General features: G+C 48.3%; 18 protein-coding genes and 1 tRNA gene. 5 read left to right on the forward strand and 14 right to left on the reverse strand.

The annotated features are described in order from the left end of the window. Positions 1-2: 2 nt before the first annotated feature. The 6 genes from rplB to tuf are packed head-to-tail and all read right to left on the reverse strand — an operon-like array spanning position 3 to position 3883. On the reverse strand, positions 3-833 hold the full coding sequence (gene rplB / locus BUQ91_RS11925) for a 50S ribosomal protein L2 (protein WP_072830547.1): 831 nt from the start codon (positions 831-833) through the stop codon (positions 3-5). A 2-nt stretch (positions 834-835) separates the two neighbouring features. Then, a complete protein-coding gene (gene rplW / locus BUQ91_RS11930) occupies positions 836-1138 on the reverse strand; it encodes a 50S ribosomal protein L23 (RefSeq protein WP_072830545.1) in 303 nt (100 codons plus the stop codon). Then, positions 1138-1758 (reverse strand): 50S ribosomal protein L4, encoded by a 621-nt coding sequence (gene rplD / locus BUQ91_RS11935; RefSeq protein WP_072830543.1) that lies wholly within the window; start codon positions 1756-1758, stop codon positions 1138-1140. The genes rplW and rplD overlap by 1 nt, the downstream gene beginning before the upstream one ends. Further along, on the reverse strand, positions 1758-2375 hold the full coding sequence (gene rplC / locus BUQ91_RS11940; RefSeq protein WP_014546116.1) for a 50S ribosomal protein L3: 618 nt from the start codon (positions 2373-2375) through the stop codon (positions 1758-1760). The genes rplD and rplC overlap by 1 nt, the downstream gene beginning before the upstream one ends. 5 nt (positions 2376-2380) lie before the next feature. Then, positions 2381-2689, reverse strand: coding sequence for a 30S ribosomal protein S10 (rpsJ, locus tag BUQ91_RS11945; RefSeq protein WP_014546117.1), 309 nt, complete (start codon positions 2687-2689; stop codon positions 2381-2383). A gap of 9 nt (positions 2690-2698) precedes the next feature. After that, positions 2699-3883 (reverse strand): elongation factor Tu, encoded by a 1185-nt coding sequence (tuf, locus tag BUQ91_RS11950; RefSeq protein ID WP_014545994.1) that lies wholly within the window; start codon positions 3881-3883, stop codon positions 2699-2701. Positions 3884-4444: 561 nt separating this feature from the next. Between tuf and BUQ91_RS11955 the strand changes: the two genes are divergently transcribed. Then, positions 4445-6106 (forward strand): glycosyl hydrolase family 5, encoded by a 1662-nt coding sequence (locus BUQ91_RS11955; protein ID WP_074209425.1) that lies wholly within the window; start codon positions 4445-4447, stop codon positions 6104-6106. A gap of 214 nt (positions 6107-6320) precedes the next feature. Continuing rightward, a complete protein-coding gene (locus BUQ91_RS11960; RefSeq protein WP_072830930.1) occupies positions 6321-8066 on the forward strand; it encodes a glycosyl hydrolase family 5 in 1746 nt (581 codons plus the stop codon). Between the two features lie 61 nt (positions 8067-8127). Here the strand turns inward: BUQ91_RS11960 and BUQ91_RS11965 are convergent, their stop codons facing one another. Genes BUQ91_RS11965 through BUQ91_RS11975 form a run of 3 tightly spaced genes read right to left on the reverse strand, consistent with a single transcriptional unit; the run spans position 8128 to position 10750 of the window. Then, complete coding sequence (locus tag BUQ91_RS11965) at positions 8128-9144, reverse strand: M48 family metallopeptidase (RefSeq protein WP_072830928.1); 1017 nt, start codon at positions 9142-9144, stop codon at positions 8128-8130. 22 nt (positions 9145-9166) lie between these two features. Beyond that, the gene (locus BUQ91_RS11970; protein ID WP_074209426.1) at positions 9167-9724 is read right to left on the reverse strand and encodes a LemA family protein; all 558 of its coding nucleotides are present in this window, start codon (positions 9722-9724) and stop codon (positions 9167-9169) included. A 39-nt stretch (positions 9725-9763) separates the two neighbouring features. Further along, entirely contained in the window at positions 9764-10750 is a 987-nt protein-coding gene (locus tag BUQ91_RS11975) for a DUF11 domain-containing protein (protein ID WP_254842344.1), read from the reverse strand. A 163-nt stretch (positions 10751-10913) separates the two neighbouring features. On the opposite strand from BUQ91_RS11975, the gene BUQ91_RS11980 reads away from it, so the two are divergent. Further along, positions 10914-12695, forward strand: coding sequence for an AAA family ATPase (locus BUQ91_RS11980; RefSeq protein WP_074209428.1), 1782 nt, complete (start codon positions 10914-10916; stop codon positions 12693-12695). A 9-nt stretch (positions 12696-12704) separates the two neighbouring features. Here BUQ91_RS11980 and BUQ91_RS11985 read toward each other — a convergent pair whose 3' ends face one another. Both BUQ91_RS11985 and BUQ91_RS11990 read right to left on the reverse strand, forming a co-directional pair. Continuing rightward, positions 12705-13262 carry a M48 family metalloprotease gene (locus tag BUQ91_RS11985; protein WP_139299743.1) on the reverse strand — a complete coding sequence of 186 codons (558 nt, stop codon included), beginning with the start codon at positions 13260-13262 and terminating at the stop codon, positions 12705-12707. Positions 13263-13289: 27 nt separating this feature from the next. After that, positions 13290-15113 (reverse strand): DUF4954 family protein, encoded by a 1824-nt coding sequence (locus BUQ91_RS11990; protein WP_254794510.1) that lies wholly within the window; start codon positions 15111-15113, stop codon positions 13290-13292. Between the two features lie 73 nt (positions 15114-15186). Between BUQ91_RS11990 and BUQ91_RS11995 the strand changes: the two genes are divergently transcribed. Both BUQ91_RS11995 and BUQ91_RS12000 read left to right on the forward strand, forming a co-directional pair. Further along, positions 15187-15651, forward strand: coding sequence for a hypothetical protein (locus tag BUQ91_RS11995; RefSeq protein ID WP_074209430.1), 465 nt, complete (start codon positions 15187-15189; stop codon positions 15649-15651). Then, positions 15648-16919 (forward strand): glycosyltransferase, encoded by a 1272-nt coding sequence (locus BUQ91_RS12000; RefSeq protein WP_074209431.1) that lies wholly within the window; start codon positions 15648-15650, stop codon positions 16917-16919. Before BUQ91_RS11995 ends, BUQ91_RS12000 begins: the two co-directional genes overlap by 4 nt. A gap of 92 nt (positions 16920-17011) precedes the next feature. Here BUQ91_RS12000 and BUQ91_RS12005 read toward each other — a convergent pair whose 3' ends face one another. The 3 genes from BUQ91_RS12005 to BUQ91_RS12015 form a co-directional block, all read right to left on the reverse strand. Then, a complete protein-coding gene (locus tag BUQ91_RS12005) occupies positions 17012-17437 on the reverse strand; it encodes a hypothetical protein (protein ID WP_074209432.1) in 426 nt (141 codons plus the stop codon). 21 nt (positions 17438-17458) lie between these two features. Further along, positions 17459-17530: transfer RNA gene (locus BUQ91_RS12010), tRNA-Met, on the reverse strand. Positions 17531-17565: 35 nt separating this feature from the next. Then, positions 17566-18315: a metallophosphoesterase family protein gene (locus tag BUQ91_RS12015; protein WP_074209433.1), complete on the reverse strand. Its 750-nt coding sequence runs from the start codon at positions 18313-18315 to the stop codon at positions 17566-17568. Between the last annotated feature and the right edge of the window lie 43 nt (positions 18316-18358).

Genomic DNA, 18358 nt, shown 5'->3' on the forward strand with positions numbered 1-18358 from the left:
AATTAGGCCCTCTTCTGACGATGACGTACGATGAACTTATCAGTACGCTTGTTGTTACGAGTTTTAGCACCCTTAGAGTTCTTACCCCAAGGAGAGCACGGATGACGACCACCAGAGGTACGACCTTCACCACCACCAAGGGGGTGGTCGACCGGGTTCATAACGACACCACGGACGGCCGGGCGCTTGCCGAGCCAGCGAGAGCGGCCTGCAGAACCCGAGGATTCATTCATGTGATCGATATTGGAAACCTGACCAACGGTAGCGAGGCATTCTTCCGGGATGTAGCGAACTTCGCCACTCGGAAGCTTGACCTGGCAGAGCTTGCCGTCCTTGGCAACCAGTTCTGCACCGGCACCAGCGGAACGAGCAATCTGAGCACCCTTGCCCGGCTTCATTTCGATGTTGTGGATAATGGTGTTGAGCGGAATGTCGCGGAGAGGAATTGCGTTACCTACGCGGAATTCAGCACCTTCACCAGCTTTCAGCACATCGCCAACCTTGATTTCGGCCGGAGCGATGATGTATGCACGCTTGCCGTTTTCGTACTTGACGAGAGCGATGCGAGCTGTACGGTTCGGATCGTATTCGATTGTTTCGACAGTGCAGGAGAGACCGGCAAACTGACGCTTGAAGTCGATGATACGATACAGTTTCTTGTGACCACCACCACGACGACGGGAGGTAATTTCACCAGCATTGTTACGGCCGGAGCTGCGCTTGATACCTTCGGTAAGCGGCTTGTACGGCTTGGCAGCGGTGATTTCCTTGCGGTCACCAAGCTGCTTGTAACGCAGTGTCGGGGTAATCGGGCGATAAGATTTCAGACCCATGGTTATACTCCTTCAAACTCGGCAATCTTTTGCCCGGCCTTCAACGTGATGTAGGCCTTCTTCCAGTTCGGTTTCTTGCCAGCGACCATACGGACGCGCTTGATCTTGCCGCGGTTGATCAAAGTATTGACCTTAGCGACCTTGACGTCAAAGCGCTTTTCGATAGCGTACTTGATGTCTTCCTTGCTAGCGTCCAAGGCAACCTTGAATACGTACTTGTGCACGTCGTTACGCGGATTGACCATGTTCTTCATGGTTTCTTCGGTAACGTGCGGAGCAACGAGGATTTCACGAATTTCTTTCATTAGCGGCCTCCTTCAAGTTCTGCAAGAGCAGCCTGAGAGATGACAACGTTATTTGCGCGAACAACATCGTAAGTGTTGACGTCAGCTACGCGAGCGCAGCGGCACCAAGGAATGTTGTTGGAAGAAAGATAAAGGTTCTGATCCTTTTCGCTAACGATGAAGAGGACGTTACGCTGTTCGATACCAGACTTGGAAAGAACTGCGAGGAGATCCTTAGTCTTCGGAGCGGCGAAGCTGAGAGCTTCGAACACGGAGACCTTACCTTCGCTTGCCTTGGAGGCGAGAGCGGAGTGGAATGCGATCTTCTTGACCTTCTTGTTAACCTTTTCGAAGTAGTCATGAGACTTCGGACCGTGAGCCTTGGCACCACGAACCCAAACTGCAGAGGTGTTCTGGCCGGAACGAGCGCGACCCGTACCCTTCTGCTTCCACGGCTTCTGGCCACCGCCGCTGACTTCGCCCTTGGACTTAGTCTGAGCAGTACCCTGACGGTTGTTGTTCAGGATAGCCTTGATGTGGAGGTACATGCAGACCTTGTTGACTTCCTGGTCGAAGAGAGCCGGGAGCTGGATATCATTCTTAAAATCGCCAGTAGCGGCGAAAAGCTTTGCACTAGCCATTAGTCTTTCCTCACCACGATAATGCTGTTCTTCGGGCCCGGGACAGCGCCACGGACGAAGATCAGGTTGCGGTCGCCATCAACTTTGACGACCTGGAGGTGCTTCACGGTCACTTTCTTGTTGCCGTATTGACCAGCCATACGCTTACCCGGGAAAACACGACCCGGATAGGAGTGAGCGGACGTACCACCCGGTTCGCGCATATTGTGCGTACCATGGGAACGAGGACCGCTATGGAAACCGTGGCGCTTGATAGTGCCAGAGAAACCATGACCCTTGGAGATGCCAGAGACGTTCACAGTCTTTGCATCAGCGAAGTCGGCAGCGCCGAATTCCTTGCCAACCGGCCAGGATTCGAGATCAGCGACATCAAATTCAGCGAGGTGTTCACGAACAGCCACGTCAGCCTTCTTGAAATGGCCGACTTCTGCCTTATTGGCGCGCTGTTCCTTCTTGAGACCAAAGCCGATCTGGACAGCAGTGTAGCCGTCCTTCTCTTCTGTCTTATGGCAAACGACCACGCACGGACCGGCTTCGAGAACCGTGACAGGGACGCATTCGCCCTGTTCCGTGAACACTTGGGTCATTCCCAATTTCTTTGCGAGAATACCGTTCATTGTTATTAGACCTTAATTTCGACTTCAACGCCTGCCGGCAAGTCAAGTTTCATGAGGGAATCTACAGTTTGCGGCGTAGCATCAAGGATGTCGATAAGACGCTTGTGCGTACGGGATTCGAACTGTTCACGAGAAGTCTTGTCAATATGCGGAGAGCGGAGCACCGTATACTTCTGGATCTTCGTCGGGAGAGGGATGGGGCCTGCAATACGAGCCCCAGTGTTCTTAGCTGTATTCACGATATCTTGAGCGGAGCGGTCGATCATACGATGATCGAAGCTCTTCAAGCGAATACGGATGCGTTCACCAGCCATGATTATTCCTTACTTGATGATTTCGGTAACAGAGCCAGCACCAACAGTACGTCCACCTTCGCGGATAGCGAAGCGGAGCTGCTTTTCCATGGCGATCGGAGCGATGAGGTTCACGTGAATCGTGACGGTATCACCCGGGGTAACCATTTCGACGCCTTCCGGGAGCTGAATCGTGCCGGTAACGTCGGTGGTGCGGAAGTAGAACTGAGGACGGTAGCCGTTCATGAACGGCGTGTGGCGGCCACCTTCGTCCTTCGTGAGAACGTAGATTTCAGCCTTGAATTCGGTGTGCGGAGTAACGGACTTCGGAGCGGCGAGAACCATGCCACGGACGATGTCCTTCTTTTCAGCGCCACGGAGCAAGAGACCAACGTTGTCGCCGGCCTGAGCGTCGTCGAGGAGCTTACGGAACATTTCAACACCGGTGATGACGTATTCGGTGGTTTCACCGAGACCGATACGTTCGACCTTGTCGTTCAAGCGAACGACACCGCGTTCGATACGGCCAGTAGCGACAGTGCCGCGGCCAGTAATCGTGAACACGTCTTCGATCGGCATGAGGAACGGCTTGTCGGTATCGCGCTGCGGGAGCGGGATGTATTCGTCGCAAGCGTTCATGAGTTCCATGACCTTGTCCTGGTATTCCGGATCGCCTTCGAGGGCCTTGAGTGCGGAACCACGGATAATCGGCGTGTTGTCGCCGTCAAAGTCGTACTTAGACAGAAGTTCGCGGACTTCCATTTCGACGAGGTCGAGAATTTCGGCATCGTCAACCATGTCGCACTTGTTCATGAACACGACGATCTTCGGCACGCCAACCTGGTGAGCGAGAAGGATGTGTTCGCGAGTCTGCGGCATCGGGCCGTCAGTAGCAGCAACGACGAGGATAGCGCCGTCCATCTGAGCAGCACCAGTCACCATGTTCTTCACATAGTCAGCATGCCCCGGGCAGTCGACGTGTGCGTAGTGACGGTTAGCAGTGGTGTATTCCACGTGGGAGGTGTTAATCGTGATACCACGAGCCTTTTCTTCCGGAGCGTTGTCGATTTCGTCGAAACGCTTTGCAGCGGCAAGACCCTTAGCAGCAAGGGTGGTGCAGATTGCAGCGGTCAAAGTGGTTTTACCGTGGTCAACGTGGCCGATGGTGCCGATGTTGCAGTGCGGCTTGCTTCTGTCAAAATGTTCTTTTGCCATTTTTTCCTCTTCTTCAGCAGAAGGTTTATCGCTTCAAGTTCAAGAGAACTACTTGAGTTCTCCGTATTTTCGCAAAGCATAGGAAGCGGTACTCTGCGAAATTGGAACACAAATTTAATAATTTCTAGATTATTTGCAAGATTTTTTCTTTTGAAATTTCGCCAAAAATGCGGATTTTCGGACTTATCCACAACTTTTTCATCGTTTTTCGGCTGTTGAAAACACGCTTAAATCCTAGGTAAAAATTGCCCTTTTTTGCTTAAATTTCAAAGGTTCAATATTTTATTTCAACTATAAAACCAATTTTCTAACAATTTATCAACAACTCAATTAAATTCACTAAGCCCGTGATTTTCAACACGTTACAAAATGTAAAAAGATTTTTACATCAATAATTTTTACAATGTTTTACAAAAGCCGAGGCCCGTTCTCCCCCGTCCAATTTGTTCTAAGTCACTATCACAACACGAAATCGATGCGAAAAGTTTTTTTACAAGACATTATATATACACATTTCTATCTTTACACGAGGTGTTTGGGGAATATTTCTGAGGAACTTCTATGAAATACCCCTTTTTGAGATCCTTGCTTTCGCTTGGAACTATTATTTTGGCTTGTTCTTGTTCGGATGATAAATCGCCCAGCAATGGTAGCGATGTTTCTATTATACCTTGTGAAGACGCTTGGTATCTGCAAGAACAGGGTCTTTTGATGTATAAAGATCAAAGAGTCACCGACCTTGCCGGAAACCAAGTCGGTAAGCTCGTCCCTATCCAGGGAACATTGATCGCCATCGTCAAGGACATGGCAGGCAATACCATCATTCCTCAGGTTGATTTGGCTAAAACGCCGGTAATTCCTGGCGACGCTGCAAGGTGCAATACGAATCCGCAGCCCGATGCCTCCATTTCGACCTGCGTTGACGCTTGGTACTTAGTGGCCGACAAGAAATACCTCCTTTACGCAGACCTCACGGTAACTGATGAAGCCGGTACGCAAGTCGGTACAATCGTCGCAACTTCGGGTTCTACGCTCGTCAATGTAGTCGATATGTCCGGCAAGCCGGTTGTCAACAACATCGATCTCAATACCCTTCCGCTTATCCACGGCGACAATGTCCGCTACAAGATTCTGGAACCGGCCTTCCACTTGAAGGATGCGACTGGCGACTACGTCATTTACCAGAACACTGTCGTCACCATGCCAGATGGCACACCCATCGGTTATGCCGACTTTACAACAAATACCATCAAGTACATTGACATGGTCACTGTACTCACTACGACTTCGAACATCTTAACGCTCCCCATCCTTACACCGGGTGCCAAGTGCGTGGATTATACCGCTCCAGTCGTATCTTCGAGCTCACAGCAACCGATTGTTAGCAGTTCCTCTACTTATATCCCGCCAAACCCGAACAGCAGCAGCTCCAAACCCAAGAGCAGTTCTTCTCAACCGAAGAGCAGCAGTTCCGCACCTCCTCCGAGCAGCAGTTCTGCACCTGTGACCGGCAAGTGCCCGACAATCAAGACTAAGGGCAACGGCGGTTCTGGTTGGGCAACCCGTTATTGGGATTGCTGCAAGCCTCACTGCTCATGGCCGGAACACTCTGGTGGCAACTTCTCCAAGCAGTGCACCAACAAGGGCAAGTCCGCAAACACGAACTGGGGCGACGGCAGTATCTGCAGTGGCGGTCCTCAGATGACTTGCACAAGCCAAATTCCGTTTACGATTGACGGCTGTACCGAAATGGCATTCGCATTCGCGGCAGTTCCGGCAGCAAACGGCGGCTCCTGCGGTAAGTGCTTCCAGCTTACCTTCACCGGTACCGGTAAGTATTCTAACGACGCAAACATCAAGAGACTTAAAGGCAAGAAGCTCATCATCATGGCAACCAACGTAGGTGGCGACGTTCAGCAAGGGCAGTTCGACATCATGATTCCGGGTGGTGGCGTCGGTATGTTCAACGGATGCTCTAGCATGGGCTGGGGCAGCCAGGGCGCACAATACGGCGGTCTCCTCTCTGATTGCGAAACCGAGACGAAATACGCCGCAGGCAAATACAAGAGCTGCCTCACCGAAAAGTGCAACAAGTCGTTCGCCAACGACGAAGAAGCAAAGAAGGGCTGTCTCTTCCTTGCAACATGGATGGAAGCAGCAGGCAACCCGAACCACGAATACGTGGAAGTGGAATGCCCGCAGGTACTCAAGGACAAGTACTAATCGACAAGTCTAAAATGGAACTAAACGCCCCGGTAAGGGGCGTTTTTCTTTTTTGTAAGTCTTTGATAATAAACAGTTTGTGTTATGATTCACAATTTGTTCCTGTTTAGTTCTTTTTACTCTTATTTACGAGCATTTTTCTCAATAAGATTTTATCTTTAAGCCGGGATGATTGGATTCATGGGTGCAACTTTTTAAGGGCTTAGTATACACTATGAAGAATAAAATTTTCAAAACCCTCGCCGTTTTCGGCCTTTCCCTCGTCGCATGGAACTGCTCCGAAGACCTCGCTTCCGCTGCACAATCTGGCATCGAAGCAACCGCTACTCCAAAACCTGCTCTCGAAGTAGATCAAAATAGCTGGATGCTCGTGGCGGGCTCACAAATTTTCTTAATCGTGCCGAACGGAACAGGCACATATCTCGTCACCAACGAAACTAGCATTCCTGTTGGTGCATTCGATGTCGCTACAGGTTCTATCGTGGACTTGAGCGGCAATGCAATTGTAAATAACGTAAACCTTGCAACCCTCCCTGTTGTCAGTCCGGACAAGACAATTACCTACGCCGATGGATCCAAGGCAACCATTACCGGACAGACAATTCTTCTCCCGGGCGGAATCGATCCGAACGCAGCCAATATCGGCACAGGCGTTAGCTCCAGTGCAATCGTAGCTGTCAGCAGTTCCTCGGCATATATTCCGGGCCCGACTCCTGTTGCAAGCTCTAGCTCTGCCAAGAACAACCAGCAGCAGCCGAAGTCTTCCTCTTCTCAAAAGGTTGACCAGCCGAAGCCGGCAAGCTCTTCTGCAACACAGCCTACTGTAGTTGGTAACGTCACCGTGACAGGTAACTTGACCCAGACAGTCGCAAAGGGAGCCTCCATCAGCAAGGTGACCTTTAGCGGTGTTGAATCCGAACCGAACCGCAACTGGACATTGCACTTCTTGCAAGCAAACTACGACAAGAACGCAAAGACCTACTCTCTTGAAGGTTCCGTTCCTGATTACTGGAATGAAGCAACGGCCACAGAAGAAATTACTATCGATGGCCAGAAGTTCTCCTTCGTATTGACGGTTAGCGGCAACTCTCCGGCAAAGAGCTCCAACAGCACAGCCAAATCTTCTAGCAGTGCAAAGTCCTCTTCTTCTCAGCAACAGCCGAAGTCTTCCAGCAGTCAGCCGAAATCCTCCAGCAGCGCTCCCAAGTCGAGCAGCTCCCAGACACAAAGCAACCCCAACGCTTCCGCTGAAGAAGCCCAGTATCTCAACGCTGGCGCCGGTGGACAGCAGGGCTTCGCTACCCGTTATTGGGACTGCTGCATGCCTCACTGCGCATGGCCGGAACATGGCGGTGCAGCCAAGACTTGCGATGCCAAGGGCAAGAATCCGATTGGCAACACTAGCGGCAGCATCTGCTCTGGTGGCCAGGGTACAACTTGCACAAGCCAGATTCCTATAATCGTGAGCGACAAACTCGCCTACGCTTTCGCAGCGACTCCGGGTAACGATGCTACATGCGGCAAGTGCTTCGCCCTCACCTTCACCGGCACTGGCAAGTACGAAACCAAGGCTAACCATCAGGCACTCAAGGGCAAGACCCTCGTCGTGATGGCTTCCAACATCGGTTACGACGTGCAAGGCGGCCAGTTCGACATCATGATTCCGGGTGGCGGATTCGGTGCATTTAACGGATGCAGCCAGATGGGCTGGAACATTCCGCAAAACACCACGACATACGGTGGCCTCCTCTCCGACTGCGAAAAGGAAGTCGGTTACAATGGCAACCTCCTCACCCTGCGTAAGGAATGCCTTACCAAGAAGTGCAACAGCGCCTTTGCAAACGATGCTGAAGCCAAGGAAGGCTGCCTCTTCCTCGCCACTTGGATGGAAGCCGCAGGCAACCCGAACCACACTTATAAAGAAGTGCCTTGCCCGCAAGCCCTTAAGTCCAAATTCTAATCTTTCATAGGAAGGTTTAAGGCACCCCGTTCGGGGTGCCTTTTCTATTTGCAAATGGAACTTAAAATTGTTCGAGCAACTTAATGCGTTCGGGCGTATCCGGATGCGTGCAGAACATGATATTCGCTTTAGCTACCCAACCCTTAAGACCCATATTGTTGTCGAATTCTTCATCAGGGTGAATAACGTAAAGCTGTGCAATATCGCTACGCTTCACATTGGCTAGCCCAGGATCTTCAGAAATTTTCCTCAACGCAGAAGCAAGGGCAAGCGGGTCACCGCAAAGCTCGGCTCCCCCAGCATCAGCAACATACTCACGCTTGCGAGAAATGGCAAGACGCGTCAATGAACTGAAAAAGTAACCCACAGCGGCCCAAAGCAAAACAACAAGTAAAATAAGAATGATTCCCCCGCCATTCTTGCGGTTTGAGCGGCGCGGTGCACGTGTTATAGAACCCAAAATGCGGAATATCCCGTGCATGAGCATGGAGAAAATCCCGACAAAAACAATGCACACCACCATAAGGCGTGTATCGCGGTTCTTGATATGCGTGAGTTCATGGCCCACAACAGCCGAAAGCTCAGCATCATCTAGCTTATCTATAATTCCCGTCGTGAGCGTAACCGTATAGGAATTTATATCAATGCCGCTTGCAAAAGCATTCAAGCTTGAGTCCTGGACAATGTTGATTTTCGGCATCTCGATACCGCCTGCAATACAGAGGTTTTCGACAATGTTATAAACGCGGACATTCTCCTTGCGCTCGAGCGGGCGCGCGTGCGTTGCATGACGGATGATAGAAACATTCGCAAAGTACGCAATGATGAACCATATTGCGGTTATCCCAAGCACATACGGCGCCACCGCATAAAAAATTTCCCAAATGGCAGGCCAATGAAACGTAGTCGCCTGAAGCCCCGCATCACAATGTCCTTCCCAACAAAAATACCCGAGCCAATCGAGCATCATGATAGAACCCAAAACCATTCCCAACAAAAGTAGCGGGAACATCAAAAGCAGAATAACCGTATTGCGATTATTCCGCCAAATCTGGGTTTGGATACCGACATAGCGCATAATTTAGGTGATAGCGACCTAATTAAAACTTCACCTCGGGAGCCTTTTCAAGCGTTGCGCGATTTTCAGTTGCCTCGTACATGGCAGCACGCTTAAAGTTGAACATACCGGCAATGATATTGCTCGGGAATGTTTCGCATGCATTGTTGAATTCGCGAGTCGTAGAATTGAAGAAGCGGCGAGCAGCAGCAAGCTTGTTCTCGATATCTGCAAGTTCTGTCTGCAACTGCAAGAAGTTCTGGTTTGCCTTAAGTTCCGGATAAGCTTCAAGCGATACCTTGAGCCCCGAAAGCGCACTACTCATTGCCTTGTCCGCTGCAACCTTCTCGTCAATAGTCGTTGCGCTCATGGCGGCAGCACGGGCAGCAGTCACCTTTTCGAGCACTTCCTTTTCGTGAGAAGCATAACCCTTGACCGTCGAGACCAGCTGCGGTACAAGATCATAGCGCTGCTTGAGCTGCACATCGATATTGGCAAAGGCATTCTCGCGATTATTGCGGAGCTTCACAAGTCCATTGTACATGGAAATGAAGCAGAGGACTAAAATCACGATAACGGCGATAACAATAACGGTTACCATATAATCTCCTTTCTTATAGTATTGAATATATATAAGTTTTTAGTTTTTCGCAGTAGCCTTCGCAGCCTCTTTCTTCTCTTTTTCATCCTCAGGCATCGGTTTCGTATCTTCGAGCAGGCGGTCAGCCCATTCCATCCAGAACGTGCAGCGTTCGCCTTCGAGCTTCATCTTCGCGAACTTCACCGGTTCCGTTTCGACTGCAAGCGTCACCACGGATTCCTTGTAAGCTTGCGGGAGACCTGCCACGTGCGCCATACGCTTCTTAAGTTCAGCGACAGTTGCATCGAGAATATCGACTTCAAAACGACGCTCAATGTAACGGCGGATAATGAACCCAAGCGACATGAAGTAATCGCCCTGATTGCCTTCGGCAAGGTAATTCTTGTTGCGCAAATTCTTGAGAGCAAGTACGGCCTCTTCGTACGGCGGGAGCTGAGGCTCTTCGCCACGCTTTGCAAATTTCTTGTGCAAGAACCATCCGAGGAACACAAGCAAAACCACACCAAGAACAGCGAACAGAATATAAAGCCACTGCGGGAGTCTCGGGTCGCTGAGCGGATCTTCGACTTCGAGGATATCCGTTTCTTCGCCATTCGTGCGGTTCGAAACCTTGACCGCTACCGGGTCGGTGTGCGTCTTGACAGTATCCGTTCCGACAATTGCGTTTACCTCTTGCGGTGCAATCAGAAAATCGCCGCTCACGAATGTATTGAGCGTCGCAAGCCAAGTAAACTTTGCTGTTCCCTTAGGCATGCCCTCGGTAATCTTTTCGTTCTTCATTTCCTTGACTTCAAAACTGCCAAGGTTCCCGACAAAACTCGGCAAATCTACAATCGCATTTTCAGGTGCGGTCACTTGTATTTCGTAATTGAACTTGTCACCGATAAAAACTTGTGCATTATCGACATTTGCCTTGACCGACAAGTCAAACGCAAAAGCAGGGAGTGTGCAGAAAGCAAAAAACGCGACAACTGCAGCACGCATAGCTGCAGGGCGGAACAAACTTTTACATAAAACTAGTGACATTAAAAACCTCTGTGGCAAAGAATATACAAAAAAACTAATTCCTAGTTTTAACCCTCCTGAGCCAAAATTTCTCTAATAACTAAGCTCTTAGTTCTGCCAACTCCGTTGCTGCAATATTTCCCCTAGAAATTATTATACATTTGAGATGAAAAGAAGGAATTTTATGTCCAACAAGAAAAACCAAAACTTGATTAAGGGATTAACGCTCATTATTACGATAGTGGTAATGTTTGCTGCGATTATTGTTGTCAAACTTTCTGTCGTCTATGGCCCTATTGCATACTTGATTTTTGCTGCATTTGTTGTGTTCGTCATGCTTGCGGGTTATATCTTTTGGAGCAAGAACCGCGAAAACGAAACTACGCAACAGATTGCCGATTTAATGAAAGAGGCTCTGACGACTCCGCTAGAAGGCAATTCTTTTGGAGATTCGGGATACGCTGCGGCCATCAAACCTGATGGAACCATCGACCAAAGACTCATAAGAAGCATGAAACGACTCGAGCCGACAGTTTCTGCCCTATCGAAATTTTTTGATGATTTTATACACTACAATGGCGTGGCCGAAAAATTGCGCAACCATTTTTCGCTAGGAAGTGGTAGCGATACATTTCATGAACTTTCAACGATATTCCTTTCGGATGTGGCATTCCTTTCCGCAAAACTCGGGCACGAGGTAAGTTTTGATTCATTTGAATCATGCGGTTTTGTGACGCTTCTTTTGCGGCTACGAACAAACGCTCCCGAAAATACCGATTGGAATCGTCTTGTTTTTCAGGCATTCGTCGACAGAAATATCGACATGGATTCATTGCTCGACAACTTGCAAAAGAACCATGCCCAAGTTGAAGCCACAGGCGAAATATTTCTTTTCGCTTCCATTTTCTCGGAATTTTCACCGGATGCCGTTCAAAAATACATGCGCTTGATGTATGACTTTTCGGCAGCCCTTGCAAACATCGACCGAAAACTCATCCCGCAAGAAGTCCAATGGCTGCAGCACCTAGAACGATTCATCGGCAATTACCGTTTATCGGCCCGCAAGCCAAACTTTGTAAAATGTACCACTCGTCAAGTGAATTACAAAAATCCACTCAATGACATGGTCGTCAAGAATAAGTCTAAAGTCGAAGCAGACAGTTTTGTCAGCAGTGATGTGATCACAAGGCTCAACGAACTTATCGGACTTTCTTCGGTCAAGCGCGAAGTCATTACATTCCGCAACTTTATCAAAATTCAAAAGGAACGCAAGAAAAAAGGATTCTCTGTTCCGCCGACATCTTACCACCTGGTATTCTCCGGTAACCCCGGAACAGGCAAAACAACGATTGCTCGAATCATGGCCGAAATTTTTCGAGATATGGGCGTTCTTGCCAAAGGCCACTTGGTTGAAACATCTCGTGCCGATTTAGTCGCAGGATACATGGGGCAAACGGCGATTAAGACAAACAAAGTCATTGATAGCGCACTTGATGGTGTCCTTTTTATCGATGAAGCCTATACGCTCTCGAAGAATGCCGAAAACGATTATGGTCAAGAAGCTATAGACACGCTCCTCAAGCGCATGGAAGATGACCGCAACAGACTGGTGGTTATCATTGCAGGTTATACAAACGAAATAAAAAATTTCGTGAATTCCAACCCGGGGCTTTCATCTAGATTTAACAGGTACATCGAATTCCCCGATTACACAGAAGATGAACTTGCAGAAATTTTCAAATCGCTACTTTCCAAATACGATTACAAAATGGACTACGATGCCGAAGTCGCAATGAAAAAATGCATCGCAGCTGCAGTTCAAAACAAGGACAGTCGCTTTGGTAACGGACGTTACGTGAGAAACCTGTTCGAAAAAGTCATTGAAAAGCAGGCCAACCGCCTTGCCGCATTATCCGATTTAGGAAAGGCTGACGTAAGCAAAATTATTGCATCCGATTTTGTTTAAATCGCCTAACTACTTTATCACTTTTTGAAGTAGTCTTTGGCTGCGCAACATGGCAGTCGGGTGTTCGCGATACACAAGTGCAAAGAAGGTCGTGTACGGAATTTCGCATGCAGCAAGTTCGCGCATGGCAGCCTTCGCGACTTTCTTATCAGTCTTTTCTAGCGCATACTTGTCACATTCGTATTCCTGATTCCAGCAGTAAAAATGAAACAGCACGCGGAACGGAATCGCAACCATATGGAGCCACAATACAGCTTCGATAAAACTTGCATTCCAACGCACCATCATTGCTGCCAAGAACCATACCGCTACCATCCAAAAGGCGACCTTCATCAAATTGCGCAACACTGCGTGGTGCAGCGCCTTGTGACCTTCTTCGTGCAGCTTCACAAATTTTGACTCGGGCACTTCGTTGCGATATTCCGGAAGCGGTACAATATCATTCACAAGCGGAATCAAACGCAAGACTGCAAACACGCCACCGCGCATCTGCGTAAGCCTGCGTTCGCGAACCTCCAATGCGATGCGCGCTGCAACTTCTAAACAAAGTAAAATGTATAACAACATAACAGAAGAAATCCGCGCAGTTTAAGCCTAAGCAAGATTTTTCACAATGGCGTTCAAACGCTTTGCCGATTCTTCAAGGCGTGTCTTTTCCCATTCCATGAATCCCTTGTCTACCGGATGAGCGCTATCGTAGTCATCGAAAATCTTACGGCCGCGTTCGTTATCGCGATCCAAGCCATGGTTTACATTATCGAACCATTCCTTTTCGAGTTGCTTATAACGCTTGACTAAATCATCCATCGTTTCAGGGAGCGATACAACACGTGCAATTTCTTTGTTCGTATCGACAAGGAGCTTACGCAATTCGCGCACAGACTGCTTTGCAAGCGATTCATCGCTTTCTACAAGCGATAATATCAAATCTAGCACATAGCGTTCTAGATATTCACTATATGTTTTGATTGCATTCTGGCGTACGCGTTCACGCATAAAGTTTTCACCAAGACCGTCAATATCAGATTTCGTATAAACGTCCTTGACCTTTTCCACCTGCAAACGATTGTACGCATCGAATACCAATCGGGCTGTTTCAGGATTGTAAATCGAATAGAATGTCGATGACACTAAGCCCTTTCCACGAATAGCGTACTTGTATGCATTGCGATCAAGTGCATACGCATTCTTGGAATAATTCCAGCCCGGCACAATTTCATTTAAACGCGGGGCAACACCCACCAACTGCGGATCTCCGGCATGAATCAACGAGAACGGGAACTTGAGACGTTGCGGGAGTGTCGTAAGGCCGCTTGCAATCAAAGTAAATGGCGACTCGCGGAAATTCGACGGGAACTTGATGTTCACGCCAAGACCAAAGAACATGCCCTGACCAGGCATCACTTCTTGATCCGGCATGCGCCCCGTGTGATTGCTACCGACATTCGCACCATAGCCCAAATTGCCACAGCCTTCCGGCCAGAGTGCCGCAATCAAAAGCGAATGATGATGCATCTGCGTCATCGGACCCATGTACGAACTGTTGACCTCGCCTTCTTCGATATGGCAGCACGGAGCAATGATAGAAGACTTCACGATTGCCTTGCTCCCCACCTTGCAGCGACTCATCAACACGGAACTTTGGACTTCGGCACCGGAATGTATCGACACGCCCATTTGTACGTTCGTATTTTCAACAATCACAGAATCATAGACATGGCTTGATTCTTCGAGCGAACTCATGATAATGGAGTTACGGATTTTCGCAGCACCTTCAATACGGGCATGCGGGCCGATCCAGCTATTACGGATAATGTTCGTATTCGAAACGATAGCACCCTTCCCCACAATCCCGAACGGCAGCGCAAGTTCGGACCTGTAAGTACTGAGCATTTCTACAAAAGAATTCTGGACACTCGGTTCTGGCTTATGGAACAACTGCAAGTCGACAAGGTCCATCGTGAGTTCCGGGAACACCAGCACTTCGCGACCGCCCATCTCGTTACCCACATTGATAGACGAACCTACCATGTAGTTGATTTTTCCACTACTGACAAGAGTTCCCACATTATGCACAACTGCACTGCTACGCACAAGTACATTGCTAAGCATCGAGACCTTGTAAATCAAGGCGTTCTCGATAATGCAGTTGTGGACCATGCAATCATAAATACCCGTCGCAACCGAAACATCGCCCGGCAAAAGGAGCGTGCCAAAAAATTTCGGCAAACGCACATCGCCCATAAAGCTCGAACGGAAAATTCTATTCGGATCAAAATCAGGCTCGACCAGCACCTTGGTCCAGTCATCGCAACTGTTCCCGTTTTTCTCCAAAATCTGGATTTCAAAAGCCGTCATCGGACGGTACTTGCCAGTCGCTGATTTAATGACTTTAAAATTTTCAACCGAAGTAGCCAAAACACTGCTCTTCAGTGCTTTTTTCAATTTTAACAATCGCTGCATGGTTAAAAAATAGACTAAATTAGGGTCGATGATGAAGGAATACCTCTTCAACTTGATAAAAAAACATCAATACAATATCTCCATTTATACTGAAGATATTTTTGAAAGACGTTGTCAGGAAGAAATTATCCGCAGCGATGAGGATAAGAGTTCCTTCGTGTACGTTGAATTCGACTTTGAAACTATCGACAATACGCTTGGAAACAAGGCGAACTCACAGCAGTTCTGGAACGTCTTTATAGAGACACTCTCCCAGAACAAGCGCGGCAACGATATCCTCGGTTTTTTGGAACACGAAAGTGGAATCGGACTGTTATTGCTAGATTCGAAACTCGACGGGTGGACCCGCCTTGCAGGTCGTTTTTCGCGTAACGCAAGCAAGCACAACTTCGATATTATAAACCTTGTGCTCGAGAAAACCGTAAAGCCCATCGTGTATCCGAGCTGCATCCAGGACATCCAGGCACAACAAGCCCAGAAGCAGGAACAATGAAAGTTCTCGTCATAGGCTCTGTCTACCCAAGATTTCAAGAAGATGCCGAAGTCCCGTGGCTGCGCACTTCCGTTGCACACCTGAAAAAAGCAGGCGTCGAAATTCAAGTGCTTGCTCCTGCATACAAAGGACTCAAGAGTCACGACATCGATGGAACACATGTAAACCGTTTCCGCTACGCACCTGCGAATTGGGAAATTCTCACGCACGAAGAAGGCGCCCCAAGCAAAATGGCTTCCAAGCCGTGGCTACAGTTGCTCGCCATTCCCTATATCATCAACGGATTCATCCAGTGCATACGCATTTGCCGCAAATGGAAACCAGACGTTATCCATGCACACTGGCCGTTCCCGCACGCCTACATCGCACTCGGTGCCGCAAAGCTTTTTAGAATTCCGCTCGTACTGAATTTCCACGGCGCAGAACTTTTGCTCATCCGCAAAAAGAAGTGGGTCAAGCCGCTCTTGAAATTTGCCATCGGACAAGCACAGGCAATCTTTGCTAACTCGAGTTTTACGGCCGGAAAAATCAAGGCACTCCGTAACGCGAACGTCGAATGGAGCCCGTACGGAACGACACTTGAGACGAGTGGTTCGACTAATTCGACAGGCTCACCAACCTTGTGTCATCCTGAGCAAAACGAAGTGAAGTCGAAGGATCCAGTCACAATTGTTCCGCATCCAGTGAATGGCAAGTTCAAAATTCTCTTTGTCGGGCGACACATCGAACGCAAAGGCATCTGCTACCTCATCGAGGCCGCTAAGTACTTACCGCGTGACCAGTTCGAAATTCGCATCGTTGGCGTCGGCGACCTGACCGAACAACTTCACGTCATTGCGAACGAAGTGAAGCAATCCAACCCGGATTCTGCCGAAATCATATTTACAGGCAAGCTTTCTCCGGAAGATCTTGCAAACGAGTACAAGACAGCAAACGTCTTTACGCTCCCCGCCATCGTCGACAGCAAGGGCGATACCGAAGGTCTCGGTGTCGTTCTTATCGAAGCCATGGAACTCGGCCTCCCGATTGTCGCAAGCAATGTCGGCGGAATTCCGGACGTTGTTATCAATAACGAATCGGGAATCCTCGTTCCCGAAAAAGATCCTGTCGCTCTAGCCGATGCATTCAAGCGGCTCGCAGCCGATCCGTCTCTGACGGAACGCCTCCTCGCCGGTGCTCAAAAACGTATCAGCGAATGTTTCACCTGGGACGGCATTATCGAACGCCAGGTTGAAGTTTATAAGAGAGTCATACACAACAAAAAGTAGGCAATCATCCCGCGCAAAGCGCTGGATTTTTTCACAAAAAAAACCGCGATTCTTCGCGGCATTCTTTTTGATATTTCTAGTAACTAGCTAAACTACTTTACCTTGAAACCAGCTTTTTCAAATGCAAGCTTGTTTTCAGGATTCTTCAAGGCCACGTTAGTAATCCAGTCATATTCGGCAATGCCACCCTGCAGACCTGCACGTGCGCAGAGCTGATCACGTGCAACATTGTAGGCATTCAGTACCTGAATCTTTTCGTAATCCTTCGAATTGTCGATACGTTCAGACCACTTTGCGCCAAGTTCGACAAGACCATTGCTTGCCTTTGCGTAAATAAGTGCTTTTTCGACTGTAATAACGGATTTTGCAGGAGCCGTAAACGGAAGCACAGGAACAATCGGCTGCGACTGCGGCAACACTACCTGGCTTGCAGCCTTTGCTTCTGGCTGCTTGTCAGAGCAAGAAACAAAAAAAGAGACGATTGCCAAAAGTGAAATTGCTAGAATTTTTTTTGACATGCTCGCCTCTTTTTTTTGTAATAGCGGTTCAGGGATTTGAACCCCGGACCAATGGATTATGATTCCAGTGCTCTACCACTGAGCTAAACCGCCATCGAGTGCAAATTTAGCAAAAGTGGTTTTAAATTTCAAGGGGTATTCGAAAAATAAACCTTAGTTTCTAAAAATTTTTCGCCCCATTCTATCACACGCCAACGTGGAGCTGCAGAACTCAAACAAAATACCGAAATATTTGGATCAATCTGCATCTGCGTCGACGGCGTGACATAAACTGTTTTGTCTCCCAACTCTACAGTCATCTCACTGTGATAGTGTCCTACAAAAATATACTTGAGATTTTTGATTTTTGCAAGAGAATTCTGAACTTCTTCCATATTTTGCAAAGAATATCTTAAATCCATGAACTTGTGGTTGCAATAACATGGTGGATGATGGAGGAATAAAAGAACTTCGCCATCAATCTTTGCAGTTTCTTCTTCGAGCCATGCAAGCTGTTCACTCGAAACAGTACCACATGCACTATCTAAAAAGAAAATGGAATGACCATCAATATCGTAACGATAGTAGCATTTTCCATTATGAACTTTGCCTTTCAGGTCAAAGAACTTTTCCATGACTTCAAGATTATCATGGTTCCCCGGAATAATGCACACCGGCACTTTACAGTCTTTTAAAATATCGGCAATAAAGGAATAAGCGCCAGGATCGGCACTGTCTGCCAAATCTCCAGAAAGTACCAAAAGATCCAGATTCTTCATAGAATCGGAATTGTATGCAGCGAGAAAGTTCTTGCGAACATCAATCTCCTGCACAGGGCTAGAATCCTTCCCGATGTGGGCGTCGGATATCTGGCCAATCTTTAGTACTTTGTTTTGCATGCTTTTACGTAGATTTACTATGAATATAGCTAATGGGGATAAA

The organism is Fibrobacter sp. UWB11, assembly GCF_900143015.1.
GTDB lineage: Bacteria > Fibrobacterota > Fibrobacteria > Fibrobacterales > Fibrobacteraceae > Fibrobacter.

What these genes read in the sequence shown, in the direction of transcription:
- rplC (WP_014546116.1), bottom strand. Translation starts at nt 2,375, where the DNA reads ATGAACGGTATTCTCGCAAAGAAATTGGGAATGACCCAAGTGTTCACG.
- rplW (WP_072830545.1), bottom strand. Translation starts at nt 1,138, where the DNA reads ATGAAAGAAATTCGTGAAATCCTCGTTGCTCCGCACGTTACCGAAGAA.
- BUQ91_RS12000 (WP_074209431.1), top strand. Translation starts at nt 15,648, where the DNA reads ATGAAAGTTCTCGTCATAGGCTCTGTCTACCCAAGATTTCAAGAAGAT.
- BUQ91_RS12005 (WP_074209432.1), bottom strand. Translation starts at nt 17,437, where the DNA reads ATGTCAAAAAAAATTCTAGCAATTTCACTTTTGGCAATCGTCTCTTTT.
- tuf (WP_014545994.1), bottom strand. Translation starts at nt 3,883, where the DNA reads ATGGCAAAAGAACATTTTGACAGAAGCAAGCCGCACTGCAACATCGGC.
- BUQ91_RS11955 (WP_074209425.1), top strand. Translation starts at nt 4,445, where the DNA reads ATGAAATACCCCTTTTTGAGATCCTTGCTTTCGCTTGGAACTATTATT.
- BUQ91_RS11960 (WP_072830930.1), top strand. Translation starts at nt 6,321, where the DNA reads ATGAAGAATAAAATTTTCAAAACCCTCGCCGTTTTCGGCCTTTCCCTC.
- BUQ91_RS11985 (WP_139299743.1), bottom strand. Translation starts at nt 13,262, where the DNA reads ATGTTGTTATACATTTTACTTTGTTTAGAAGTTGCAGCGCGCATCGCA.
- BUQ91_RS12015 (WP_074209433.1), bottom strand. Translation starts at nt 18,315, where the DNA reads ATGCAAAACAAAGTACTAAAGATTGGCCAGATATCCGACGCCCACATC.
- rplD (WP_072830543.1), bottom strand. Translation starts at nt 1,758, where the DNA reads ATGGCTAGTGCAAAGCTTTTCGCCGCTACTGGCGATTTTAAGAATGAT.
- BUQ91_RS11965 (WP_072830928.1), bottom strand. Translation starts at nt 9,144, where the DNA reads ATGCGCTATGTCGGTATCCAAACCCAGATTTGGCGGAATAATCGCAAT.
- rplB (WP_072830547.1), bottom strand. Translation starts at nt 833, where the DNA reads ATGGGTCTGAAATCTTATCGCCCGATTACCCCGACACTGCGTTACAAG.
- rpsJ (WP_014546117.1), bottom strand. Translation starts at nt 2,689, where the DNA reads ATGGCTGGTGAACGCATCCGTATTCGCTTGAAGAGCTTCGATCATCGT.
- BUQ91_RS11975 (WP_254842344.1), bottom strand. Translation starts at nt 10,750, where the DNA reads ATGTCACTAGTTTTATGTAAAAGTTTGTTCCGCCCTGCAGCTATGCGT.
- BUQ91_RS11995 (WP_074209430.1), top strand. Translation starts at nt 15,187, where the DNA reads ATGATGAAGGAATACCTCTTCAACTTGATAAAAAAACATCAATACAAT.
- BUQ91_RS11980 (WP_074209428.1), top strand. Translation starts at nt 10,914, where the DNA reads ATGTCCAACAAGAAAAACCAAAACTTGATTAAGGGATTAACGCTCATT.
- BUQ91_RS11970 (WP_074209426.1), bottom strand. Translation starts at nt 9,724, where the DNA reads ATGGTAACCGTTATTGTTATCGCCGTTATCGTGATTTTAGTCCTCTGC.